Genomic DNA, 22,738 nt, shown 5'->3' with positions numbered 1-22,738 from the left:
AATACCCATTAATATTTCACGATTGAGTTAAGGATGACTTATGAACAACGATTTTCGTATTGGCGTTGATGCTGGCGGGACTTTTACAGATTTTGTCTTGGCAGAAAAAACCGGTGACATTCATCTGTTTAAGGCGCCATCGACCCCAGAGGATGGCACCTTAGCCATTGCCAATGGTTTACAGCAAATTGCCAACAAATTTAACCGTCCTATCGAGGACATCATTCAAGCCTGCGATTTGTGTATTAATGGTACGACGGTAGCACTGAATGCATTGATTCAGATGACAGGCGTAAAAGTGGGCTTGCTATGTACCAAAGGGCATGAAGACAGTATCGAGATACGCTTAGGGCACAAAGAAGAAGGGCATCGCTATGATGCCAGTTACCCGCCGGCACCACAGATTGCCACGCGTGACCGCCGCTTTCCTATCCGTGGTCGTATCTTGGCAGACGGCACCGAACACGAGCCGTTACATGAGCAAGATATCCTCGATGCGATTGAAGTGTTAAAACAGCAAGACGTGCAAGCGGTTGCTATCTCTTTTGTGTGGTCTATCCGCAATACCCAGCATGAACAGCGTGCCAAAGAGCTGATTGAGCAGCACATGCCGGGGGTGTTTGTCTGCTGCGGTAGTGAAGTATATCCGCAGATTAAGGAATATACGCGTACCTCAACGACACTGGTTAATGCCTATTTAAGCCCGGTTATGGCGTCTTATGTGCATAAGATTGATGATTACTTTAAAGCGCTCGGCGCTGAGCAGCCCGTTCGTTACTTTCAGTCGAATGGCGGACTTGCTGTCGGTAACATCATGCGAGAAAGAGCGGTTAATGCCATCAATTCAGGACCAGCATCAGCACCGCAAGCGGGTTTATATATTGCCAGCGCCTTTGGTATTGATAACATCATCACCGTTGATATGGGCGGTACGTCTTTTGACATCACTATGGCCAAATCTGGCCGAACCAGCCTAAACCGTGATATTGATTTCTTACGCAATCGTATTGGCGTGCCGATGATACATGTCGAAACGTTGGGCGCAGGCGGCGGCTCTATTGGTCATGTGAACAATTTTGGTATGTTGGAGGTCGGTCCACAAAGTGCTGGCGCGACCCCAGGTCCAGCTTCTTATGGTAAAGGCGGTGAGTTGCCAACCGTTACTGATGCCAATTTAGTGTTAGGATACTTAGAGCCTAATGCCGTGTTAGGTGGCTGTGTCACTTTAGATAAAGACAAAGCTCAGCAAGCGGTACAAAAGTATATCGCCGACCCACTAAAAATTGACTTGGCGCATGCAGCTTTTGGTATCAGCGCCATCGTCAACCAAAATATGGCAAACGGCATTCGCCGTATTACCATTGAAAAAGGCTATGACCCTCGCGACTTTGCGCTTATCTGTGCAGGCGGCGCTGCTGGTATGCATATTGTTGATTTGGCAGAAGAGATGGGTATTGGTACTATTTTGATACCAAAGATTGCCTCTTGTCTCTGCGCCTTTGGTCAAATCATCTCTGATATTAAATATAATTATCTGGCCACGCAGATGATGATTATTGCGCCAGATTCAGAGCTACAGTCACTCAATGCCACCTTACATGAGCTAGAAAGTTTGGGCGTGCAAAAGCTGTTAGAAGATGGCTTTGCAGAAGATGATATTATCATCGAGCGCACCATGGAGATGCGCTATGTCGGGCAGGTGCATGAGTGTAATGTGCTGATACCCAATGGCAAGCTTGATGCCGATAGCGTGCAAACGATTTTGGAAGCCTTTCATCATCGTCATAAAGAGCTCTATACTTATGATGAGCGTGACAATAAGGTCGAGCTGGTCAATATCGAAGTCGCTGTCATCGGTAAAATCAGTAAGCCCAAGCTACCAGAGCTTGCTAAGCAACAAAGTGATATCAGTCAAGCGCAAGTTGGCAGCCGTGAGATGATCATGGATCAAGAATACGAATGGATTGATACGCCTATTTATAATGGTGAAGAATTTGGGGCAGGGGCGCTGATTGCAGGGCCGGCGCTTATTCAAGAGCCAACCACCACGATTGTGATTAAAAAAGGCTGGCAAGCAGAATTGCATGAGACGGGCACTTATAAGCTAACCAAAGCCGCTTAGCTTGCTGTTTTCATCGTTATCGCTTTATAGTTTTCCCATCAGGCATTAAACCTCGTTTAATGCCTGATGTTTGTTTTAGGTATCATATTTAGACATCAGGGTAATAATACGTTTATGATATAAAAATAACCGCTTAATAAAATGCTTACAAATAGCGCTTAGTGTATAAGCAGCGATTACCGCTCATTTTTTATTCATAGAGTATTCAAGGATGAATGCAAGTCGCGATACAGACAATAGCAATGCCAATAGCACAGCAAACAGCGATAGTCTCATAGACATTGTAGGGGACCATTCTATTTCAAATTCAGCAATATCAACACCACTATTAACTCCATTTTCGCCAATATCTTCAACGCCTGCTATAAGCGCTCCTCAAACGTTAGACGCGTTTGATTGGAAGCGCACCATCAATGATACCTATTTTGATCTCAATGTAAGCTTTCGCCAGCCAAGTCAGTTTTCTGGTTACTTGCAACACGCCAAGCTTTTGGATATCGGCGTGTCTCATTATCATGCCAATACTGTACATTATAAACGTAGCTTAGCGAGCAAACAGTCTAGTGACGGCGTTAAGGATAATAGTAGCGACGACAGTATTTTAATCACCTTTCCTGTGACCGGTAGCGTCCGTTTTGCGCAAAAAAACCGCCAATTAACCTCAAGCCCGGGTCAGTTCTTTATTGAATTATCAAACTTACCTTATGAGTTTTATCATCTGCAGCAAGTGTCGTTATATGTGATTAAGGTGCCTTTAGCGCTATTAACCCCGCAAATGGGCACTATAGAGCGGCAGTTTGCCCGCAGTCTGTCTATTGATGAAGGGGCAGGCAGGTTGCTGGTTTTTCAAATCAGACAAATATTAGAGCTGATTCAGCAGCATCAATTGGCGGCTTTAGAGGTTAAAATCCTAGAGCAACAGCTGCTTAACCTTATTGTATTGACATTAAGCGCCCCGAAAGAGGTGATGATGAGTAGCAGCTCGTCTATACAGTCGGTACATCTAAAGCGCATCGAGCATTACGTCCATCAGCACCTAGAAAACCCCGCTTTAACCCCAGCGATGGTCGCTGCTGCTTGTCATATATCGGTCAGATACTTGCATAAACTGTTTGCTGAGTTGCCCTATAGTTTTTCGGAATGGGTAAAAGAGCTACGTTTAAAGCAGGCCAATCATATTTTAAAAACCAAAAGTTACGTAACCATCGATGAAGTGGCGCATAGAGTCGGTTATGGTGACCAAGGTTATTTTTCACGCATTTATAAGCAGCATTTCGGTTATACGCCGCGAGATACTCCAAGCACAGGATAGTCATTGTTATGTACTCTGTCATGCAGTCGCTGTATGATTTATGAATTGAGCATAAGCGCGTATATTAAGTTAAGGAAAAACCAAGATGACTGATGCGACTGCGACGAATGATAAGACAGCAAAAGTAGAGATATATGAAAGCGCTGATGGAGAGGCGCAGGTAGACGTTCGCTTCGAGCAAGAGACTGTTTGGCTCACGCAAGCACAAATGACCGAGCTGTTTGGTCGTGACCAGTCAGTGATTTCACGTCATATTGCCAATGCTATAAACGATGAAGAGATTGCTGAAAAAAGCAATATGCAAAAAATGCATATTGCAAATTCTGATCGCCCTGTGACGTTTTATGACTTAGATGTGGTTATCTCAGTGGGTTATCGCATCAAATCTCCCCAAGGTGTGCAGTTTAGACGCTGGGCAACCCAGCGCCTACGTGAATACTTGGTGCAAGGCTATACACTCAATCAAGAGCGCTTTGATAAAAACTCAAGCGAGCTACAACAAGCATTAAACTTAATTAGAAAAACCGCGCAAAGTCCCGAGCTTAAAACCGATGAAGGTCGCGGCTTGGTTGAGATTATCAGCCGTTATACACAGACATTCTTATGGTTACAGCGCTATGATGAAGGTTTGCTTGATAATCCTGCAGGGCAAGAGGGCGGTATCTTACCCAGTCCGACTGAGGCAATGGCAGCGCTGACGGATTTGAAAGCGCAGCTGATAGATAGAGGTGAGGCGACTGAGTTATTTGCCAAGCCTCGCGGTGATGGTTTGGACAGCGTACTGGGTAATTTAGAGCAGACGGTGTTTGGCGAGCCTGCATACCCGACCATCGAGAGTAAAGCGGCGCACTTACTGTACTTTATGGTCAAAAACCATCCTTTTACCGATGGCAATAAACGCAGCGGCGCTTTTTTGTTTGTAGATTTTCTGCATCGTAATAATCGACTGCTCAATCACAAAGGTGACATGGTTATTAATAACACAGGCCTTGCCGCATTAACCTTGTTGGTTGCCGAGTCTGACCCCAACCAAAAAGAAACCTTGATTAAATTAATTATGAATATGTTGTCGTTAGAATCTTGATAAATAGGCTTATTGTCAGCATCACTTAACCCCTTGAAAACACATAACGCCAATAATAAAAAGCACAGCCTAAAGACGAAATTAAAGGAAATTCAATATGTTTAGCATGATAAAAGACTGGCGCGAGCAGCGTATCTTGGATAATAGCGAGTTTACCCATGCTGACTGGCTGCAAGCTGCCAAGCGTATTGTGATACTTGAGAGGCTAAACGAGGATGAGCTAACACGCTTGTTTGAGCTGGCGACGTTGTTTTTGGCGGATAAGTCGATTACTGGCGCGCAGGGTTTTGAGATTACCGATGCGGTTAGGCAATCTATCGCCTTACAAGCTTGCCTGCCTATTTTAAACCTAAGCCTTGAGTGGTACGCTGGCTGGTCGGCCATTATTATTTATCCGGGTTCTTACAAAAGCGAAACCACCACCGTAGATGAGTTGGGTGTCGTTCATGAGGGCAGTCAGCACCGTAGCGGCGAAGCGTGGCTGCGTGGTCCTGTTATTCTGTCATGGAAGGATGCCAAACACTCAGGCGAGCGCGATGGTCACAATGTTGTCATTCATGAGTTTGTGCATAAACTTGATATGCTAAATGGTCGTGCTAATGGCTTTCCGCCGCTGCAAGCGGATATGGATCCTGCGCGCTGGACTGAAATTATGACGCGAGATTTTGAGGATTTTCAAAGCCATCATAAATCAGGTCTCGACCGTTATGGCGCGACCAATCCTGCGGAATTTTTCGCGGTGCTCAGCGAAGTGTTCTTTGAAACGCCGCAAAAGCTGATTGATGCTTATCCTGATATTTACGAGATAATGGTGAAGTTTTTTCGGCAAACGCCACTTGAGCCAAGACCGTAAGATTTATGTATATCAAAAAGTAAATATATAATAGTTGAAGTAAACAAAAAGGGCGGTGCATCATAAACGATGCATTGCCCTAATATCATAAAATACTTCTAATGAATCAAACGCTTAATCTTTTTATTACACTGTCCATCTATCGTTGACGATACCAATCAAGTAGCGTTTCCCTTGATAGTCATCAAATACTAAGCGCATACCACGCCAGTCCATACCCTCATATTCAGCTGTCCCTTTATAATGAAAATCTACCACATCTGATTTTGGATAAGCCTCATTGACGTTATTAACCATATTGCCGCGAGATTCAAACTCGTTGATAGTTATACGCGCATTATTATATTTTTTAGCATCAATCCAAGTTCTTAGATATTCTGGTAGTGGTACTACCAATGCCTCGCCAGTACCGTCTTTTTCGCCCCAAGTAAAACGAATTTTTGATTGTTGTAGATACTGAGCATACTGCTCGCGGCTAAAGACTTTATCCGTATCAGTCCTTACGTAAGCATACATCGAAAAACGTACGCCACGAGTTGGGTGAATATCATCTGTGATTCTAGAAAAATCATTATTGGCAAGAGCGCGCTGGATACGCAGTGCTTGCTGTTTGAGCGTTTGCTGGCTCATATCTGAGACTACAGGTACAGATGGGTTGCCAGTTGATTGATTTGGAGTGCTGGCATTGGATTCAGCAGAAGATTGGCACCCTGTGATTGCTAGCACTAAACCAAAACCCGCCGCGGTTGATAGCCTATAAAGATAAGACTGAAAAATATTAGAACGAGTAGATGGCATCATAACAATATCCTTATCGTAGCTTATTTAAGTCAATCCAAAACACATACTAGATTCAATATATATTTACCAATCAATAGTACTAATAACGCATCAAAGTTTATAATGGTGCTGTGTAAACAGTGTTTTTTAATAAACTCGATAGACACAATTAAGCAGTAAAGTAGCAGTTTGTATGTGATTTTATGAATATAACACTTAAAACGTCATATTTCATGGAGGGTGCCATGCAAAAAATGATATTTTCTATAATGATGCTCGCAATAGGGTTTTCTGCTATCACGGCTACTGCTAATCTAACGCAGCCGTTACAGACAGCTTTTGCCATGAAAATCGATACTGTCGCTAAGATGTACCAGCAGGATGTGAATAATGAAGGAATGGATAACCCAGTGGTATTGCAACAATATGCCAATCCGGATCTAAAGGCTGCCATGCAGCGTGAGCAAGATTACTTTGCTAAAGCGCAAACATCCTGTCATGTGGGTTATGATGTCTTGTGGAATTCTCAAGATCCTGATTATGCACAAGAAAAGCAATTTTCAGTGACGACCAGAGGCTTGGTTCAAGTCAGCTTAGCGCATGGCCATGATGTTTATTATGAATTATCCTGTGATAATTCTGCGTGCCAAGTGGCGGATGTAATCTTAGATGAGGATGGAACATCTTTACGAGCGCATTTGCTTAAAAACTGTCCTTAATTAAAAACTAATATATCGACATCAAGTAACTGCTGATAGAAATCAATGGGATGAGTAGCAAATAGCATTATACAAAATATGATGTGCCTGCCCAAATTATAAAGCCGTTGGTTTGTTTTCGCATAATGTATATTATGTTAAACTAAGGCTACCGTACAATAACTTCATGGAATCATGATTAGATAGTAAATTGTTAGTAAGTTTGGTTGATGATCGATTAATTCTCATACGTACTGCCTATTCATAAAATCATCTTCATCAACACTAATACATTTACTAGCTAAGCTGTCTTAAGAAATGTACAGAGCTATCACTGATCCTATTGTATTTGTAATCGAGCTTAACGTATTAAACCATGTCGCTAGTTAAACTGTTTGATAAACTTGTTCTACTCATCATTGTTAAGTTTACTATTTTCATACGGCACAATAATCCCTCTGAATAATCTGTCATTCCTAATCATCACCTCACAATCAAATAATGATTACTTTACATAGTTACTATTGCCTACTAATTTAAGCAAGTCTCATCGCTTTATGCGCTTGGATGAGCTCATGCTAACATCGAAAAAACTGGGCAATACTGCGGGGCAAGATTTTATAGAAAAGGCGTTTTTCGGTAATAATTGGATGGAAAATCGCTATGATATTACCGCACTGTTTATTGTCGCTTGTCATCAGTAAGATAAAAACGAGGGCTTCTATTCGGCAAAAGACCAGAAAATTATTCAATTTTCAACATTTTTTGCTAAAGAATATTCTTCTCAAGGTCAAGGGAATGAGCACTTATCTATGTCAGGCTTTAACGCTACCCTATTGTATCAACAGGATGCTTCTTGCTATGAAAAAGCGGCTTATCATAGCAGTGAGAGCAGTCATTATCTGATTGTGCCTTATGTTCGGTTTATTGTGTGCTGTGTTTGATTGATTACAATGAGAAGCATTTATTTATTTCCTATTAAAGAAAGCTTGTTTAGCTAAATAAAATCTTATATCAAGGTGCTGCAATAGTGGCGGACTCTGGTTTTAAAATAGACTGACTTGCGAACAATAAAAACGCGCCCAGCAGTAAAAACAACCCAAAAGCGTAAAATGCAACAGTAGAACCATACTGATCTATCATCAAACCAGTAAAAATCACTGGCACGCTAAACCCCATGTAAGCCATTAAAAAATAGCCAGCACTAGCACGAGCTTGCTCAGAGCCAGCAGACCGTGTCACCCCTGACAACCCGCCTAAATAAACAAAGCCATAACAACTACTGCTAGCTAAAAAAGCCGCTAAAAGAATTACTGGTAGATTGGCATGCAGCGCACCCCAAGCAAGCAACGCATAAGCAGGAAGTAAAATCAGAATACCCAATTTACATGATACTTGAGCATCAAGCTTTCGAGCGATAGGCTGAAACAATAATCCGCAACTGATGGCCAGCATAGAGGATATACCAGCATACTTAGCCAGTCCATGCGTGGCCAGCACCGAGGGTATAATTGATAATACCAACCCGGTGGTTGCCCAACAAATCAAAATGCCGCCGCCATACCAAATCACTTCACGATTAAAATAAGGCAGCTTAAGCATTGATCCACGAGTGTTCGAGCGCCCGTGCGCAGTCTCAGGTAATCGCCATACTAAAACTATTGATAAAAGCGCGCCTATTAGCATGAGGAAAAAGCTAGCAGGTTGCTCTGTCTCATAAAATAACAAAGAAACTGTCGTTAATGCAGGCCCAAGACCAAAGCCTATAGTGGTGCTTGCAGTCACCCAGGTGGTAGCACGTCCCGTATCGGAGGAGCCAATCAACTCAATCATATATGCGGTCGCTGTTGCTGCCATTAAGGCCGTGCCAACACCAAGCAACAATCGCGCTACTGCTAACGCTCGCGTATAAGGGTAGAACATCATCAGAGCAGTTGCCGCTATAGATAACCCTAAAGAGATTAAAATCGTCTTTTTTCGTCCAATTCTATCCGAAAGTCCACCAAAAGCTAATAATACCGGTATCACCCCCAACACATAAAAAGAGAATGCGACCGTGGTCGCTAACACACCGTATCCGTCATTTTTAGCGTAAATGGCGTAAAGTGGTCCTTGTATATTAACGCTTGTCGTTATCACACATAATGCAAATGCCAGATATCTATTATATTTCTGAGTGGTCATATATAGTCGCTTTTAAAAAAATATCATTGAGTTAATTGATATTAATGATTGTTACAACTCAGGCTTTACAGCCAACATCACATCGTTTTAGGTTCAATGATTAAAACAAAAGCGCATTAGGTTATCTATATACAATCCAGTACAATTAGACAGAACTGTTTGGCATATAAAACCCATACAGCTCTTCTATCGAATTTATATATTCATGGGTTCACTTGAAAAATATGAAGCATCAATTAACACGAATTGAAGTCGTCATGGCTGACGTTAAAGAAAAGATAGCAACCGTCGTCTATATGCCCGGAACACGCCTGCCCTCCGTACGGGCCGCAGCAAACAGTTACGGGTTTTCACCATCAACGGTAGTGGAGGCCTACGAGCGCTTGCAAACAGAAGGTATTATTTACTCACGTCCTGGCGCAGGGTTTTATGTGGCAGAGTCAATAGCGCCGCTCTCATTAACAGAAACAGGGCACAATCTTGATCGCGCAATAGATCCACTCTGGGTGTCGCGGCAATCGCTTGAGCCATCTGATAATGTACTAAAACCCGGCTGTGGTTGGTTGCCACCAGATTGGTTGTTTGTGGAGGGTATGCGCCGCGGTTTACGACATGCGGCAAGAGGTGACGCTACCGTTATCAGCGAGTATGCAACGCCGCTAGGATTGCCCGCGTTACGCCAATTACTGACACGGCGTATGGCAGGACTGGGAATCAATGCCGAACCATCACAAGTAATGCTGACAGAGTCTGGCACACAAGCGATAGATTTAATCCTTCGCTTTTTATTGACCGCAGGTGATACGGTAGTCGTCGATGACCCTTGTTATTTTAATTTTCGAGCGCTATTGCGTGCTCATAGAGTCAAAGTCATTGGCGTGCCTTATACGCCAAGTGGTCCAGATATAGATGCCTTTGCAAAAATTTTGGAAGAACACAAACCGCGCCTATATATTACCAATGCCGCCATCCATAACCCTACCGGTGCAACCTTATCGCATGCTACGGCGTACCAAATACTGCAATTGGCACAGGCCGCTGGTTTATATATTATTGAAGACGATATTTTTGCTGATTTTGAAGTCAAACCTGCGCCACGGCTTGCAGCATTAGACGGTTTATCACGCGTATTTTACATTGGTAGTTTTTCTAAAACGTTATCGGCATCTTTGCGCTGCGGTTATATAGCCGCGCCGAATGAATGGATTGAGAGTTTGCTTGACTTGAAAATAGCGACTGGATTTGGCGGCGGTCAGCTGGCAGCAGCAGTTGTGTTATCAGCGTTAACGGATAGCGGTTATCGCAAACATATGAGTACGATTCATACACGACTTGCAAGCGCACGTTCTCAAACGCTGCCACGCTTGGCAAAATTAGGAATTGTGCCGTGGTTACTACCACAAGCAGGGATGTTTCTTTGGTGCCGCTTGCCAGATAATAATAGTGCAACCGAACTGGCAAATCGTTGTTTGTCACAAGGTGTGGTCTTAGCACCAGGCAATGCTTTTAGTCAATCAAAAAACGCTGAGAACTTTATGCGTTTTAATGTGGCACAAGCTACAGATTCACGTATATTTAAAGTGTTGGCTCAAGCGTTGGTATAGCCAACAATACTTAGAAGTTTTTATATATTTGATAAATTATCCAATATGGCTGCTAACCATGCGTTATTGTCTCCAATATATTGGTGGCCACATTCTATTATCTCAGCAGGTGATTGGACAGATTTAGGATAGTTACTAAGTTCATTTTAGATTCCATCACGCCCATTCATTCGTTACTATCTTGACCATACTCTCTCGGGTCACTTCAAAGTAACACTGCAGCCGATAATGCAAGATCCAAGCTCTTTATGCCGCGGTGTTTGTTAGCCAAATTTATTAACGCTTTTAACCTATATCAAACTCCATACGTCTTGCAGTTGTTTGCATAGTTTGACTATCTAGTAACTTCTTTACACAGTAGAGGCTGGCATGAATACCTGCACTTATTCCTGCTGATGTTACCAACTTAGTAGTCTCGTCACTGGCATCGACAAAACGGGTATTCGCGATAACTTCAATATTAGGATAGGATGCTAAATTGTCCAAATCCATCCAATGAGTGGTTGCAGACTTGCCAGCCAGCAATCCAGCTTTTGCTAATAGCAAGGCACCGGTGCAGACTGATAGCGTTAACTCGGTAATCTTTGCTTGAGAGATAATCCAATCAATAACTACTGGATTATTTATTTCGATCTTTTCAGCACCATAACCGCCAGGGATAACCAAAACATCGATAGTGGGATGATTGTCGAAGCTATAATCCGGTATAACAGTTAAACCATTTCTAGCAGATATTGGCGCTTGCTGCTCGGCAATGGTAATTACATCAAAATGCTTATCACTGCTATCATTTTCAGCCAATGAAAACACCTCGAAAGGTCCTGCGAAATCTAATACTTCGACTTCGTTAAAAAGTAATATGCCAACGGTTCGTATCGATGTCATGGTGTGTCCTTGAGTTGATTTTATCAAATTAAATATCGCTCATTCATAACCTTATAATCAAGCTTAATCTTCATTTACCTTTTCAACCAACGTCGCCATCGCATCAGCCTTTGACGTTCTTAGCTGTTTAAGTCCTGCGACAACCCCTACTCTATTTTCAGCAGATTTGTTTTAGCTCAACTTAAACTGTGCTCGAATATTTAAGCAAACACAAATGATTGAATACTTATCTACTCTGATGCACACGTTTGATAATAAAAAATTGGTACTTGATGGACAGACGCCCGCAGCGTTGAATAAATTAGCCATTACCTGCCAGCAAAACCGCTAAAGCAAAGGCAGACATTGGCAAGATTATGGATAGGCTCATAGCAATTACTCAGGCAAAAAATCGAGTTTGCTTGAGAACTATTATAAAATATTGAAGAAAATTACTTAAGAAACACCCTATCAGTAAGTGGCGCATCAGTTGACATTCATATCTATTCTATCAAAGTGGATACATCTTGAGACAGCTTAGAGGTGTCCATAGTAAAATAACAAGGCAGACTCAGTCTAATACAATAAAGGTTAACTTTATGACTCCTGAATTTTGGAAAAATGCATGGCAAAAGAGCCAAACTAATTTTACTCAGAAAAAACCAAATCCCATGCTAGTACATCATTTCAAAGCACTCAACACCCCTAAAAATGGTCGCGTTTTTGTGCCCTTATGCGGTAAGAGCGTGGATATGCTATGGTTTACCAGTCAGGGTTTTGACGTTATTGGTGTTGAGCTGTCAGAAATAGCAGTCATACAGTTTTTTGCCGAAACTGATTTGCAAGCGACAGTATCACCACATTCAACTATTCCTAATCTTACTTGTTATCAAGCTGAACACGAAGGACAAACTCTCAAAATTTGGGTGGGTGATATTTTTGATTTAAGTCCTATTGATATTGGAATAATAGATGCTATCTATGATCGTGGTGCATTAGTAGCGCTTCCAGATACGAAGCCTGATAATCTACGTACACGCTATACACAGAAACTGATGGCGCTTAGTAATAAAGCAAGCCAACTTCTCTTATCTTTTGCTTATGACGGCGAAAAGCAGCGCAACGATAATCATAAAAACTTACCTCCTTTCTTAGTGACACGATCTCAACTTGAACAATATTATGCTGAGTATTATGAGATAAACTTGATCGCACAAGAGAAAGTAGACTATGTTTCTACCGCAGGTGATTCAGGATATCGTCTTGTCTATACCTTACTATCTAAAAATTAATCCCTAATCTACATCTGGCTTTTCTAATCAAGAAGTTATCTAGAATTTTTGCTGTTTTAGTAAAGAGTATTTCGGGTAAGATTGATATTAAAATTTTACTTTAAAACCAATAAAGCTTTTAATCAAAGCAAACAATAACTCGTAGAAGCTAATATTCAAGGTCATCATATGTTAAACCTTAAGATTAAAATTTTGAGCGTAGATGAGTCTAACGATTTCAGAACTATCAGACTTTCAGCTTTGGAAAAATCTCCCGAAATGTTTGGATCCACTTATATAGCAGAAGTAGAGAAACCATTGGATTTTTTCAAAGATTGTTTGTCAAGCTCAACTGTATTTGGCGCTTATCAGAAAAATAAAATTATAGGTTTAGCAACCTTAACACAAGAGAATGGAATAAAATTTTCTCATAAGGCATCTTTATCGAGTGTATTCATTGAACCTGAGTTTCAACAAAAAGGCGTGGCAAGTATCTTACTTGGTGCAATCATAGAATATAGTGAAAAACATGTAGAGCAAATTTTACTTACTGTTGCCGATGATAATAAGCCTGCGATTCATCTTTACAAAAAATTTGGTTTTGAAACTTATGGTATAGAAACACAGGCAATGAAAGATAATGGGCAATATACTGATGAGGTTTTAATGAAACGATTTATGTCTTAACAATTTTCACTATGACTAAAAACATATGTTCAGCAAGCTATGAGGAGATTAAGCGCTTTTGAAATCAATGTCTAACATCCATAACAAGTCTTGTTTGAGCAAGCTCATCAAGATACTGATCTATGATTTGAGTATTCTCTTTATCCAAATGGGCATCCCATTCATCAAGCATGACAATCCTACTTTGGTCGTCCTCTCTGATTTCTTGGATTTGTTTGATGAGTTGTTGTCCTGTTGAACCTCTATGGGCTTTGTCTGTTCTGTAATTGAAATACAAATTGTGCTTAGCGGGTAAATAGTAAGCCTGTTCTTGGTAGTGGTCTTTGAGCTTGAGCAACATACAAGATTTGCCAGCGCCATTATTACCAACCAACGTTACTCTACCTTGCTTTGGTAGTTGTGTTGAATCAAAAATATCCCCTGTTTGCTGCACACGTATTTGGTCTGCTTGAATATAGTTATCTAAATTGACAGCGGTAGGTTGTAAGACCTCTAAAATACCATCTAGCATCGTTTTGATAACGCCAATACTTGTATGGTAACCAATCAAGGCATAGCACATTTGCAATAGCTGAATTTGTCTTGGCAGCGTGGCAATTAGTACCGCCATCGTCGCAGCATCATGCCAGTTTTTATTGAAGATAAAAGCAGTGACCAGAAAGACTGGCAGCATAAGTATGATCATGCCTAAGCTTGAATTGATATGCTGTATCGATGTGGATTTAACGCTATTATTCTTTGCTATCGCAAAGCTTTTTTGAACAATATGATTATAGAGCGTGTAATTATGCTTATTAAAAATAACGACGTTATCCCAACTGTCAAAAAGTTTAGCGGTTAAATTCAGCCGTGATTGCTGATCTGTTTTGGCAGCCGTTTTTAAAGCGTGTCTTCTGAAATGCACAAATATGGAGGCAGAAATAATACCTACTGCATAACCAAGCAGTAACGTACCATCTAAAAACCAAGCAATGACCAACACGTTAAATAAGACATTGAGTACCAACGCTGAAATATCAAAAATACTATCAATAGCTGTCTCAAGGGTGTAGTTGCTTTCTTGAGCGAGCGTTGTCGTTGCCGTACTCTGTAACTCGTCACTAGATAACAAATAAGTCTTGCCTAAAAAGACAGTATGAAAATCATCATTGTACAGCTTATGAGCATCGTACTTGGCGCGCTCTGTATTAGTGACACAAAAATATGCAGGCACATAAACCGCTACTAAAGAGAGGGCAAATAGCACCATATACAAAATTGAAATAGTGTCCTCGGTCAGACTTTGTGCAAGGCGAGCAATAAAAAACGTTGATGACGCAACAATAATTTGCTGAATCAGTAAAAATAGCAATGCCATACGCAGATGCTGGTTTGAGATAATTTTATAGATCAAATTTATTTACATCCTTTAAGGTCTAAACACAGTAATTGAGCAAGTAACGACTTCTTACTGGTGTCAACTCTGCTGACATATAATAGTCTTACTATCTTTTAGAGGTATAGTACTATCTATGCAGAACCTACGATAGGATTGATAAATTTGACTAAATTAAAAATCCCTAAGTTTATATCTATGAGATTGGCGAAATATATCAACTGTATCAATAGATTTAATAACCTCTTGGTAATTATTTACTACATTAAATGTAGACATGGATTTATCTAGTACCTCTTTAGAGGGTGAAAATAAGTATCCCTGAACTGATAATACGGAGCACCCCCACTCATTATTTATGCAAAAAAACTGAAATGACTGTGAGATTATGCTCACGGTCACAATAATCTCCGAGAATCTGAGTGCAATTCAGTTCAATAGACCTGAATTAAAATATAATATTTACATCCTTATCACCTTTTATTCAGTTAAAATCACTATATTATTCAACAACGCAGTAGAAATACGGTTACCCAACTCATATGCAACAGATTCTTAATGATATTGCCGCAGAGATGGCCCTTGAAACCGATCGTGGAAAAGTGGCAGATTATATCCCGCAACTGGCACATGTCGATCCGAACCAGTTTGGTATTGCCGTAGCGACACCTGACGGGCAGGTATATGTAGCAGGGGATGCGAGCACCCTATTCTCGATCCAAAGTATCTCCAAAGTATTTACCTTAACCATCGGTCTTGGCAAGTTAGGTGATGCGATTTGGACCCATGTTGGTCGTGAGCCATCTGGTGATCCCTTCAACTCGATCACGGTATTGGAGTTTGAATCGGGTCGACCGCGTAATCCATTTATCAATGCTGGTGCGATTGCCGTGGTGGATGCCATTATGATGGGGCATGAGCCGAAAGAAACCTTGGGTGAAATTCTGCGGTTTGTACACTTTATTGCCGATGATGATTCTATCCGTTTTGACCATAAAGTGGCAGCGTCTGAAATGGATCACAGAGATCGAAATGCCGCCTTAGCACACTTTATGAAGTCCTTTGGTCATATAAAGCACGATGTGGATAAGGTGCTCGGTGTTTATTTTCATCAATGCGCGATTGCAATGAGTTGTGAGCAGTTAGCCCGTGCTGGTCTTTTTTTAGTGTCTAATGGTGTTAATCAACACACAGGGATACGAGTGATTAATGCACAGCAATCTCGACGGATAAACTCTTTAATGATGATGTGCGGTCATTACGATGGCGCTGGTGAATTTGCCTACCGTGTCGGGCTACCGGGTAAAAGTGGTGTTGGTGGCGGTATTTTGACGATAGCGCCAGGTAAAGGCTCAATCGCAGTCTGGTCACCAGGGCTTGATCACGTAGGAAATTCCAAACTTGGGTCAAAGGCATTAGAGCTGCTGGTACAGAAAACGGGCTGGTCAGTTTTTTCGAATTGAAAGCGATCCCTTAACGCTTTTTTAATTGATTATCAATCCAGCGAATAACGTCGCTTTTTCGGACGGTATTACATCCTGATAGTAGCGATGCCATTTTAGGGATTGGTAAACGGATACTCTGATCCACGTTTGCGTCCATGATACTCCCTTAGGATATATTTATATCGTCTTTTGTGTCTTCCAAACGTGTATAGAACATCCTTTTTTCTATACATTCTGACTTGGTATTTATAAAGTTCCTATTCTTCTAGACTTAATTGAGCCGTATCTAAAAGAGAGGCTCAGAAATATTTAAGATAGGTTGCCTAGGGAGCGTTTGAATCCATGAACCAGTGCCTTTAGGCTTGGATTTTTTACCAGTATTTTTAGCTAAATGTAAGCACTAGCATTAACAAAATCTAATTAATCGGAATACCATAATGATCTGCGATTAGTTCAACGGTACGCTATACAAGCATCGAACTGCTAGTGTTAGATATGAACTTAATGACTATAAAATCGACAGCATGGGTCATTATGATCGAGCTGTCTGATTAAAACCTCCCATATTAGTTTCTACAATTTCTTCAGCATAGCTCACTACTGAGCCTCTTTAGGTTCAGACTTGCTGCTAGCATAAATAAAATAAAGCGCAATTGCCAAACAAACCAAAGCACCTATTCGACTGCCTGAAAGGCTAATCGCCTCATTACCTAACCAACCAAAATTATCAATTAATACACTCATACTCAGCTGACCAAAAATAACCGCTACCGTTGCTACAGCAGTCCCAATACGCTGGACCGCAACCACCATAATGACAATGTAAGGCACACCGCATAAGGCACCAAGCAGTTGCCACTTAGGAACATCCATCAAAGTAACGGTATGATTTGGCTCAAAAAAGAAAATGAGCAAGGCAGTTACTATTGCACCCACAGAAAAGGTTAAAAAGGCACTTTTAAATACGCCAACATTGCCGCCAAGGCGACCATTTAATGCCGCTTGAACGCTCAAAGCTGCGCCGCCAATTATTGCTAATACAATCATTAAAATAAGCATCATTTAGGTTATCCTTTTGCCATAAAAACAAGTGCGGCAATAATGAAAAATAAAGCGATAATTCGTTTGCTGTCTATTTTTCGTTCCATGGTTTCGAATAAACCATAATGATCTATGATTAAACTCTGAAATACTTGCCCAGCCAATATCCCAATCATCGTCAGCGCAATGCCAATAACAGGCGTCACCACGGTCAATACCACAACATAAACAGGCCCTAAAATACCACCAACCAGTAGTAAAGGCGGCTGTGAGAAAAAGGAAGGGCTGTCTCGCGGACTAAAAAACAGCATCAAAAAGAATGTTAAAGCAGAGCCAACACCAAAAATGCTCAATGTTGCCCACAGCTCGCCTACCTGACTCCCTAAAGGCCCAAGTAATCCTGCTTCAACAGACAACCCCATGCCGCCTAACACAACAATGAATATCAATAAAATTTGCATGAAAAAATCCTTAATGAGCAATACGCTGCAGCTTACAGCAATGTATACCCATTAAAAAACGCTATAATACGAAAATGACCTTTGCATAAGTTGCACAAATGAATACGGTAGATACCATCAATATACAAACACTATTATTTTTTATAGAGGTTTTTGACGCTCAGAGTTTTTCTGTAGTGGCTCGAAAAGAAGGCGTCTCGGCTTCTAAAGTGTCACGTATTATCAAGCAGTTAGAGGACTCACTGGGACAGCAGCTTTTTTACCGTAATACACGCGCCGTCATTCCGACTGAAGCGGGCCGTGTGTTTATGCGCTATGCAAAATCCATGACCGAGAGCATGAGTGCAGCACAGCAGGAGCTTCAAGACAGGACGTTAGAACCGGGTGGTTTAATTAGAATCAACGCTCCCGTATTTTTTGGACAACGACATATCGCACCTTGGCTGCCACAGCTTAGTGCTCAGTATCCTAAATTACAGATAGATTTGAGTTTAACGGATGACTTTATTGATCCTCATCATTATGCAACAGACGTTATTTTTAGAATTGGCACCTTACATGACTCCGCCTTTCATGCGCGTATTTTTGGCGAGCAAACCTATCATCTTGCCGCTTCTCCATCGTACATAAACACGCACGGTAAATTGCAAGTGCCAGCAGATCTGACACATCATAAATGCTTAGTATATAAAGGCTCAACAGGACCCAATCGTTGGCTTTTTAAAACAGAAAGTGAAGATTGGACGCCATTCTTAGCACCCGCTTTACTGATGTCCAATAATGCAGAATCTTTATTGGTATCTGCACTCAAAGGTATGGGAATTGTGCTTTTTCCAGATTGGCTCATCGGTGAGTATTTAAAGAGCGGTGAGCTTATCAAGCTACTACCTGATTATAATGCAGCCGTGAAAACCACACCTCAACATGTCGCAGCTATTTACCCTCATACTCGTCATGTCTCTCTAAATGTTAGAGCATTAATTGATTATTTTGCCAAGGTTTATGGTCACCCTCTTTATTGGCAACTCAATTAAAAAACAAGAATTTAAAGCAATAAGTATCCATGCACACTCTATAATAAATGGGAATTGTTGTACTCAGTCTAAGTCAGATATTAAGGTTTATGAACCATTTATTTTCCTCCTTATTATAGAGTGCTGTTTTTAATATCCGACTGAAATCCAACCAACTCAATTATCTGGTTTATAAACTTACCCGTGCCATCAATCATTTATCATCTCAATCAATACTCTTAAAAACCCATATCCAAACTAGGCAAAGAGCAACGATTGTTATCTTCTTAAGCGCTCAATGAGCCAGCCTGCTAGTGGAAATGACACCATCTGCGTCAACGGCACGAGTATTATGGTTTCAATCAATACCACCACTGGCAGACTTAGACCATGAGTTACAGGCTTTAATAACGTTAATACGATTAAGAGCGTCGGATAAAGTCCGACATATCCTACTAATATGCGTATAAGTCTGTCTTTAGTATTCTGATTCATTGCCTGCTACCTATTGATAAAATGATAAAAGAAAAATATTTAAGCGACAAAAACAATAATTGTCGCTTGATGATTGACTGTTTGTGAATACCCAATAAATCCCAAATTTATAAATAAAAAATAAGGCCATTAGTATTAATGGCCTTATCTCATTCAATGCTCAGCTGCTTTGCTATTCCTGATAGCGAGGATAATCACTATAGCCAATGGCAGTGCCACCATACATCGTGGCAGGATCTGCCTCATTGAGTGGCCAATGATTGGCTATGCGTTCAGGTAAATCGGGATTAGCAATAAAAGGACGACCAAAAGCAAATAAGTCCCCATAACCTTTAGATAATATATCGACCGACTTCTGCACAGTGTACTTACCCGCATAAATAATACGTCCTGAAAACTCAGCTCTGACGGCTTGATAAAAAGGCTCTGGCAAGTCAGGCGCATTATCCCAGTCAGCCTCTGCAATGGATAAGTAAGCAATGCCCGCCTGTTCAAGTACTTTAATCGCTTCAATATAGGTATGATGAGGGTCTGCTTCTACTAAACCTAGGTACACACGAGTCTCATCTGTGCTGGCAAATAAAGGCGCAAAACGTACGCCTAAACGATCAGCGCCAACCACCTCGCTGACGGCGGCGACTACTTCTTTTAAAAAACGCAGACGATTGGTCAACGAACCACCATATTGATCATCACGTGTATTGCTATGCTCAGAGATAAACTGATTGACCAAATAGCCATTGGCACAGTGTAGCTCTACCCCATCGAAACCTGCTTCTAATGCGTTGCGTGCCGCTGCCGCATACATAGCGACCAGCTCACCCACTTCTTCTGTGCTCAGTGCCCGTGGCTCACTTGGGTCGGCTAATGCGCCTTCGCCTGGACCTGTCTCAATAAATACTTTAACGTTAGTGGCAGTAATGGCAGATGGAGCGATAGGCGGAGCTTGGTTTGGTTGTAAGCTGGTATGAGACACGCGGCCAACGTGCCACAGCTGCGCAAAAATAATACTGCCTTTAGCGTGTACTGCCTGCGTGACTTTTTTCCAGCCTTCAATTTGGGCTTGCGAATGGATACCGGGTGTCCACGCGTAACCTTGGCCTCTTGGCTCAATCTGCGTACCTTCCGTCACCATAAAACCTGCTGTCGCACGCTGTGCATAATAGCTTGCCATTAAGTCATTAGGAATATTGTCAGGCTGCGTGCTACGAGAGCGTGTCAATGGCGGCATTACGATGCGGTTTTTGAGCGTATAAGGCCCAAGTTCTACAGAGGAAAATAGTGTACTTGTATTTAGAATGGTTTGTGTCATAAATATCTCTTTTAAAGCAGCTGATGGCTTATTATTGAATGTATTTGGCCTGTTTTTATGCTTAATAACCAATCTAATGATTACTTAAGCAATGTTGGTCAGCATAGCGTTTTGAGGGTACAATTAGAAACAACCACTTATTGTTTAAGATACAACTATTAATGGTATGAGTTATGAATGGTATGAATCGGCTCGACATTAAGCAGCTTAGAGTCTTGCAGGCGCTGCTTGATCTACAAAACCTCTCGCAAGTTGCGCGCAAAATGGGACTGACGCAACAAGCGATTAGTGAGCAGTTGCGTAAGCTACGGGATTTGTTTGATGATCGTTTGTTTATTCGTCAAGGCAATAGCATGGTGGCAACACCAAAAGCACTAGCGATGCGGCAACCGATTGACGAGATATTAAAACAGTTGGAAGTATTGTTAGAGCCAGAAGTGTTTACGCCGCAAACCTACAAAGGCGTCTTTACGATTAGTGCAACCGACTATGCGACGCAGGCATTATTACCGCAGTTGTTTAATATTACGCGCCGTGAAGCGCCTAATTTAAAGCTGATAGTGAGAGATTTTGCCTCAGACAATATCAATCAGCTCATTGCGGCAGGCGAACTTGATTTACTGATTACTTTTCCAGAGTTTATCCCTGATAATTTATCGTATGTGACGCTATTTGAAGAACAGCATTTATGTGTGACGGGTTACAAAAACACCTTTGCAACAGAGATATTCACACTGGCGCAAGTTGCCGCACACCCGCAGCTGGTGGTATCGCCTTCACGTGCCAATTTGCGCGGATCGCATGATCACTGGTTTGCAGAAAAAGGGCTTAAACGCCATATTGTGATGTCAGTTCCTAGCTTTTCAGCCGTGCCAGATATCCTACACACCACCGATATGATTGCCTTTTATCCTGCGCGACTACTACCAAATAATAAAGTTAAAGAGCTGAAGGTAGCAGCATTACCGCCTACCTTTAAGGTAATCGCAGCATGGCATCCACGTACCAGTGACAGTGGTATACATCGCTGGTTAATTGAGCAATTACGAAATTTATAGTTATAGGATTAGCCTGTCTTAAAGTTATCTTATTGAGCATTTAGACTAACCCTATATTTTATGCAACATTCTCAAAAGTAGGTATAAGATGTTTATCGGTGATGGATTGCTTAATATTGCAGACTGCACGCTTACCAAATGCACCAAGGTTGTAGTCTGCAAATTCATGATATAGCGTCACCACATCGCCCATAATCAGTAATGCGGGCGTTGGCAATTTCGCTTCAGCTTGCTGCTTAGCGATACTACCAAGCGTGCCGATGAGCAGTTGCTGTGTGGGCAAGCTGGCATGGCTAATCACCGCAAAAGGCGTCGCGCTATCTCGTCCCGCTGCTATCAACCCTTCAGTCAATTCATCTAGCTGATGCAATCCCATATAAAAAACAACCGTTTGGGTGCTATCTAAATGCTCGTCATAGTTATTATTTGGCGCTCCTGATTTCTTATATGCCGTTACAAACTTCACTGCCTGCGCATAGTCGCGATGCGTCAATGGAATACCTGCACTACTAGCAGCGGCACTGGCGGCAGTAATGCCAGGGATAGATTCAAAAAAGATACCATGGCGCACCACTTCTTGAAGCTCCTCGCCGCCGCGCCCAAAGATAAAAGGGTCGCCGCCTTTGAGTCTTACAACTGTTTTACCTGCCAGCGCGTGCTTGACCAGCAGCTCATTGATGCCTTCTTGCGGCAGCGCATGATTGGCTCGGCGTTTACCGACGAATATCTTCTCCGCTGTTGGTTCGCACATATCTAAGATATCCTCTGAGACTAGGCTATCGTAAAGCACCACATCAGCGCGCTGCATGATTCGCAAAGCTTTTAGTGTGAGCAGCTCAGGATCACCAGAGCCTGCACCGACTAAATGCACAGTGCCTACTTTTGCAGCTGCTCTGTTTAATGGCGTATTTAGCGCATTGACGACACACTTTTTATTAGATAAATCGTTTGGAGGTAGTGTTGCGATAAAGGCAGATGAATCCGTCATGACGGTGACTCCTAATGATGCTGTTAGTGCAATATACGGTGCAAGCCCTATGCCATATTGATCAATTGGTTGTATTTCATAAGGCGGTTAT

22 protein-coding genes are annotated in these 22,738 nt (G+C 41.7%); 12 read left to right on the top strand and 10 right to left on the bottom strand.

What is annotated here, in order from left to right:
• Nucleotides 1-40: 40 nt before the first annotated feature.
• The 4 genes from FQ082_RS00560 to FQ082_RS00545 all read left to right on the top strand — a co-directional run bounded on the left by FQ082_RS00560 (nt 41) and on the right by FQ082_RS00545 (nt 5,371).
• A complete protein-coding gene (locus tag FQ082_RS00560; protein WP_149491642.1) occupies nt 41-2,122 on the top strand; it encodes a hydantoinase/oxoprolinase family protein in 2,082 nt (693 codons plus the stop codon).
• Between the two features lie 211 nt (nt 2,123-2,333).
• The gene (locus tag FQ082_RS00555; RefSeq protein WP_149491641.1) at nt 2,334-3,434 is read left to right on the top strand and encodes a helix-turn-helix transcriptional regulator; all 1,101 of its coding nucleotides are present in this window, start codon (nt 2,334-2,336) and stop codon (nt 3,432-3,434) included.
• Between the two features lie 85 nt (nt 3,435-3,519).
• Nucleotides 3,520-4,518, top strand: a complete 999-nt coding sequence (rhuM, locus tag FQ082_RS00550; protein ID WP_149491640.1) for a virulence protein RhuM/Fic/DOC family protein — start codon at nt 3,520-3,522, stop codon at nt 4,516-4,518.
• A gap of 97 nt (nt 4,519-4,615) precedes the next feature.
• Nucleotides 4,616-5,371, top strand: a complete 756-nt coding sequence (locus FQ082_RS00545; RefSeq protein WP_149491639.1) for a zinc-dependent peptidase — start codon at nt 4,616-4,618, stop codon at nt 5,369-5,371.
• A gap of 126 nt (nt 5,372-5,497) precedes the next feature.
• On the opposite strand, the gene FQ082_RS00540 is transcribed toward FQ082_RS00545, so the two are convergent.
• A complete protein-coding gene (locus tag FQ082_RS00540) occupies nt 5,498-6,172 on the bottom strand; it encodes a hypothetical protein (protein ID WP_149491638.1) in 675 nt (224 codons plus the stop codon).
• A gap of 224 nt (nt 6,173-6,396) precedes the next feature.
• Here FQ082_RS00540 and FQ082_RS00535 point away from each other — a divergent pair, with 224 nt between their 5' ends.
• Nucleotides 6,397-6,870, top strand: coding sequence for a hypothetical protein (locus FQ082_RS00535; protein ID WP_149491637.1), 474 nt, complete (start codon nt 6,397-6,399; stop codon nt 6,868-6,870).
• 554 nt (nt 6,871-7,424) lie between these two features.
• Nucleotides 7,425-7,553 (top strand): hypothetical protein, encoded by a 129-nt coding sequence (locus FQ082_RS13100; RefSeq protein WP_262498106.1) that lies wholly within the window; start codon nt 7,425-7,427, stop codon nt 7,551-7,553.
• A 310-nt stretch (nt 7,554-7,863) separates the two neighbouring features.
• On the opposite strand, the gene FQ082_RS00530 is transcribed toward FQ082_RS13100, so the two are convergent.
• Nucleotides 7,864-9,033 carry an MFS transporter gene (locus FQ082_RS00530; RefSeq protein WP_149491636.1) on the bottom strand — a complete coding sequence of 390 codons (1,170 nt, stop codon included), beginning with the start codon at nt 9,031-9,033 and terminating at the stop codon, nt 7,864-7,866.
• Nucleotides 9,034-9,257: 224 nt separating this feature from the next.
• Here FQ082_RS00530 and FQ082_RS00525 point away from each other — a divergent pair, with 224 nt between their 5' ends.
• On the top strand, nt 9,258-10,637 hold the full coding sequence (locus FQ082_RS00525) for a PLP-dependent aminotransferase family protein (protein WP_149491635.1): 1,380 nt from the start codon (nt 9,258-9,260) through the stop codon (nt 10,635-10,637).
• Between the two features lie 285 nt (nt 10,638-10,922).
• On the opposite strand, the gene FQ082_RS00520 is transcribed toward FQ082_RS00525, so the two are convergent.
• Nucleotides 10,923-11,522, bottom strand: coding sequence for a DJ-1/PfpI family protein (locus FQ082_RS00520; protein ID WP_133104372.1), 600 nt, complete (start codon nt 11,520-11,522; stop codon nt 10,923-10,925).
• Between the two features lie 578 nt (nt 11,523-12,100).
• Between FQ082_RS00520 and FQ082_RS00515 the strand changes: the two genes are divergently transcribed.
• Both FQ082_RS00515 and FQ082_RS00510 read left to right on the top strand, forming a co-directional pair.
• The gene (locus tag FQ082_RS00515; protein WP_149491634.1) at nt 12,101-12,793 is read left to right on the top strand and encodes a thiopurine S-methyltransferase; all 693 of its coding nucleotides are present in this window, start codon (nt 12,101-12,103) and stop codon (nt 12,791-12,793) included.
• A gap of 168 nt (nt 12,794-12,961) precedes the next feature.
• Complete coding sequence (locus tag FQ082_RS00510; protein ID WP_149491633.1) at nt 12,962-13,459, top strand: GNAT family N-acetyltransferase; 498 nt, start codon at nt 12,962-12,964, stop codon at nt 13,457-13,459.
• Nucleotides 13,460-13,523: 64 nt separating this feature from the next.
• Here the strand turns inward: FQ082_RS00510 and FQ082_RS00505 are convergent, their stop codons facing one another.
• Nucleotides 13,524-14,852, bottom strand: coding sequence for a hypothetical protein (locus FQ082_RS00505; protein WP_149491632.1), 1,329 nt, complete (start codon nt 14,850-14,852; stop codon nt 13,524-13,526).
• Nucleotides 14,853-15,376: 524 nt separating this feature from the next.
• On the opposite strand from FQ082_RS00505, the gene FQ082_RS00500 reads away from it, so the two are divergent.
• Nucleotides 15,377-16,297: a glutaminase gene (locus FQ082_RS00500; RefSeq protein ID WP_011513663.1), complete on the top strand. Its 921-nt coding sequence runs from the start codon at nt 15,377-15,379 to the stop codon at nt 16,295-16,297.
• Nucleotides 16,298-16,307: 10 nt separating this feature from the next.
• Here the strand turns inward: FQ082_RS00500 and FQ082_RS13095 are convergent, their stop codons facing one another.
• From FQ082_RS13095 to FQ082_RS00490, 3 genes are all read right to left on the bottom strand, one after another.
• Nucleotides 16,308-16,436 carry a hypothetical protein gene (locus FQ082_RS13095; protein ID WP_262498105.1) on the bottom strand — a complete coding sequence of 43 codons (129 nt, stop codon included), beginning with the start codon at nt 16,434-16,436 and terminating at the stop codon, nt 16,308-16,310.
• Between the two features lie 440 nt (nt 16,437-16,876).
• On the bottom strand, nt 16,877-17,338 hold the full coding sequence (locus FQ082_RS00495) for a DMT family transporter (RefSeq protein ID WP_149491942.1): 462 nt from the start codon (nt 17,336-17,338) through the stop codon (nt 16,877-16,879).
• Between the two features lie 8 nt (nt 17,339-17,346).
• Nucleotides 17,347-17,781, bottom strand: coding sequence for a DMT family transporter (locus FQ082_RS00490; RefSeq protein WP_149491631.1), 435 nt, complete (start codon nt 17,779-17,781; stop codon nt 17,347-17,349).
• A gap of 98 nt (nt 17,782-17,879) precedes the next feature.
• Between FQ082_RS00490 and FQ082_RS00485 the strand changes: the two genes are divergently transcribed.
• Nucleotides 17,880-18,815, top strand: a complete 936-nt coding sequence (locus tag FQ082_RS00485) for a LysR family transcriptional regulator (protein ID WP_149491630.1) — start codon at nt 17,880-17,882, stop codon at nt 18,813-18,815.
• A gap of 258 nt (nt 18,816-19,073) precedes the next feature.
• On the opposite strand, the gene FQ082_RS00480 is transcribed toward FQ082_RS00485, so the two are convergent.
• Nucleotides 19,074-19,289, bottom strand: a complete 216-nt coding sequence (locus tag FQ082_RS00480; protein ID WP_083759467.1) for a hypothetical protein — start codon at nt 19,287-19,289, stop codon at nt 19,074-19,076.
• 172 nt (nt 19,290-19,461) lie between these two features.
• Nucleotides 19,462-20,601 (bottom strand): alkene reductase, encoded by a 1,140-nt coding sequence (locus FQ082_RS00475; RefSeq protein ID WP_149491629.1) that lies wholly within the window; start codon nt 20,599-20,601, stop codon nt 19,462-19,464.
• 173 nt (nt 20,602-20,774) lie between these two features.
• On the opposite strand from FQ082_RS00475, the gene FQ082_RS00470 reads away from it, so the two are divergent.
• Nucleotides 20,775-21,659, top strand: coding sequence for a LysR family transcriptional regulator (locus FQ082_RS00470; protein ID WP_149491628.1), 885 nt, complete (start codon nt 20,775-20,777; stop codon nt 21,657-21,659).
• A gap of 58 nt (nt 21,660-21,717) precedes the next feature.
• Here the strand turns inward: FQ082_RS00470 and cobA are convergent, their stop codons facing one another.
• Entirely contained in the window at nt 21,718-22,647 is a 930-nt protein-coding gene (gene cobA, locus FQ082_RS00465) for a uroporphyrinogen-III C-methyltransferase (RefSeq protein ID WP_149491627.1), read from the bottom strand.
• Nucleotides 22,648-22,738: the final 91 nt, after the last annotated feature.

Origin of the sequence: Psychrobacter sp. ANT_H56B, assembly GCF_008369245.1 — a bacterium.
GTDB lineage: Bacteria > Pseudomonadota > Gammaproteobacteria > Pseudomonadales > Moraxellaceae > Psychrobacter > Psychrobacter cryohalolentis.
This window is presented reverse-complemented; position numbering and strand designations above follow the sequence as displayed.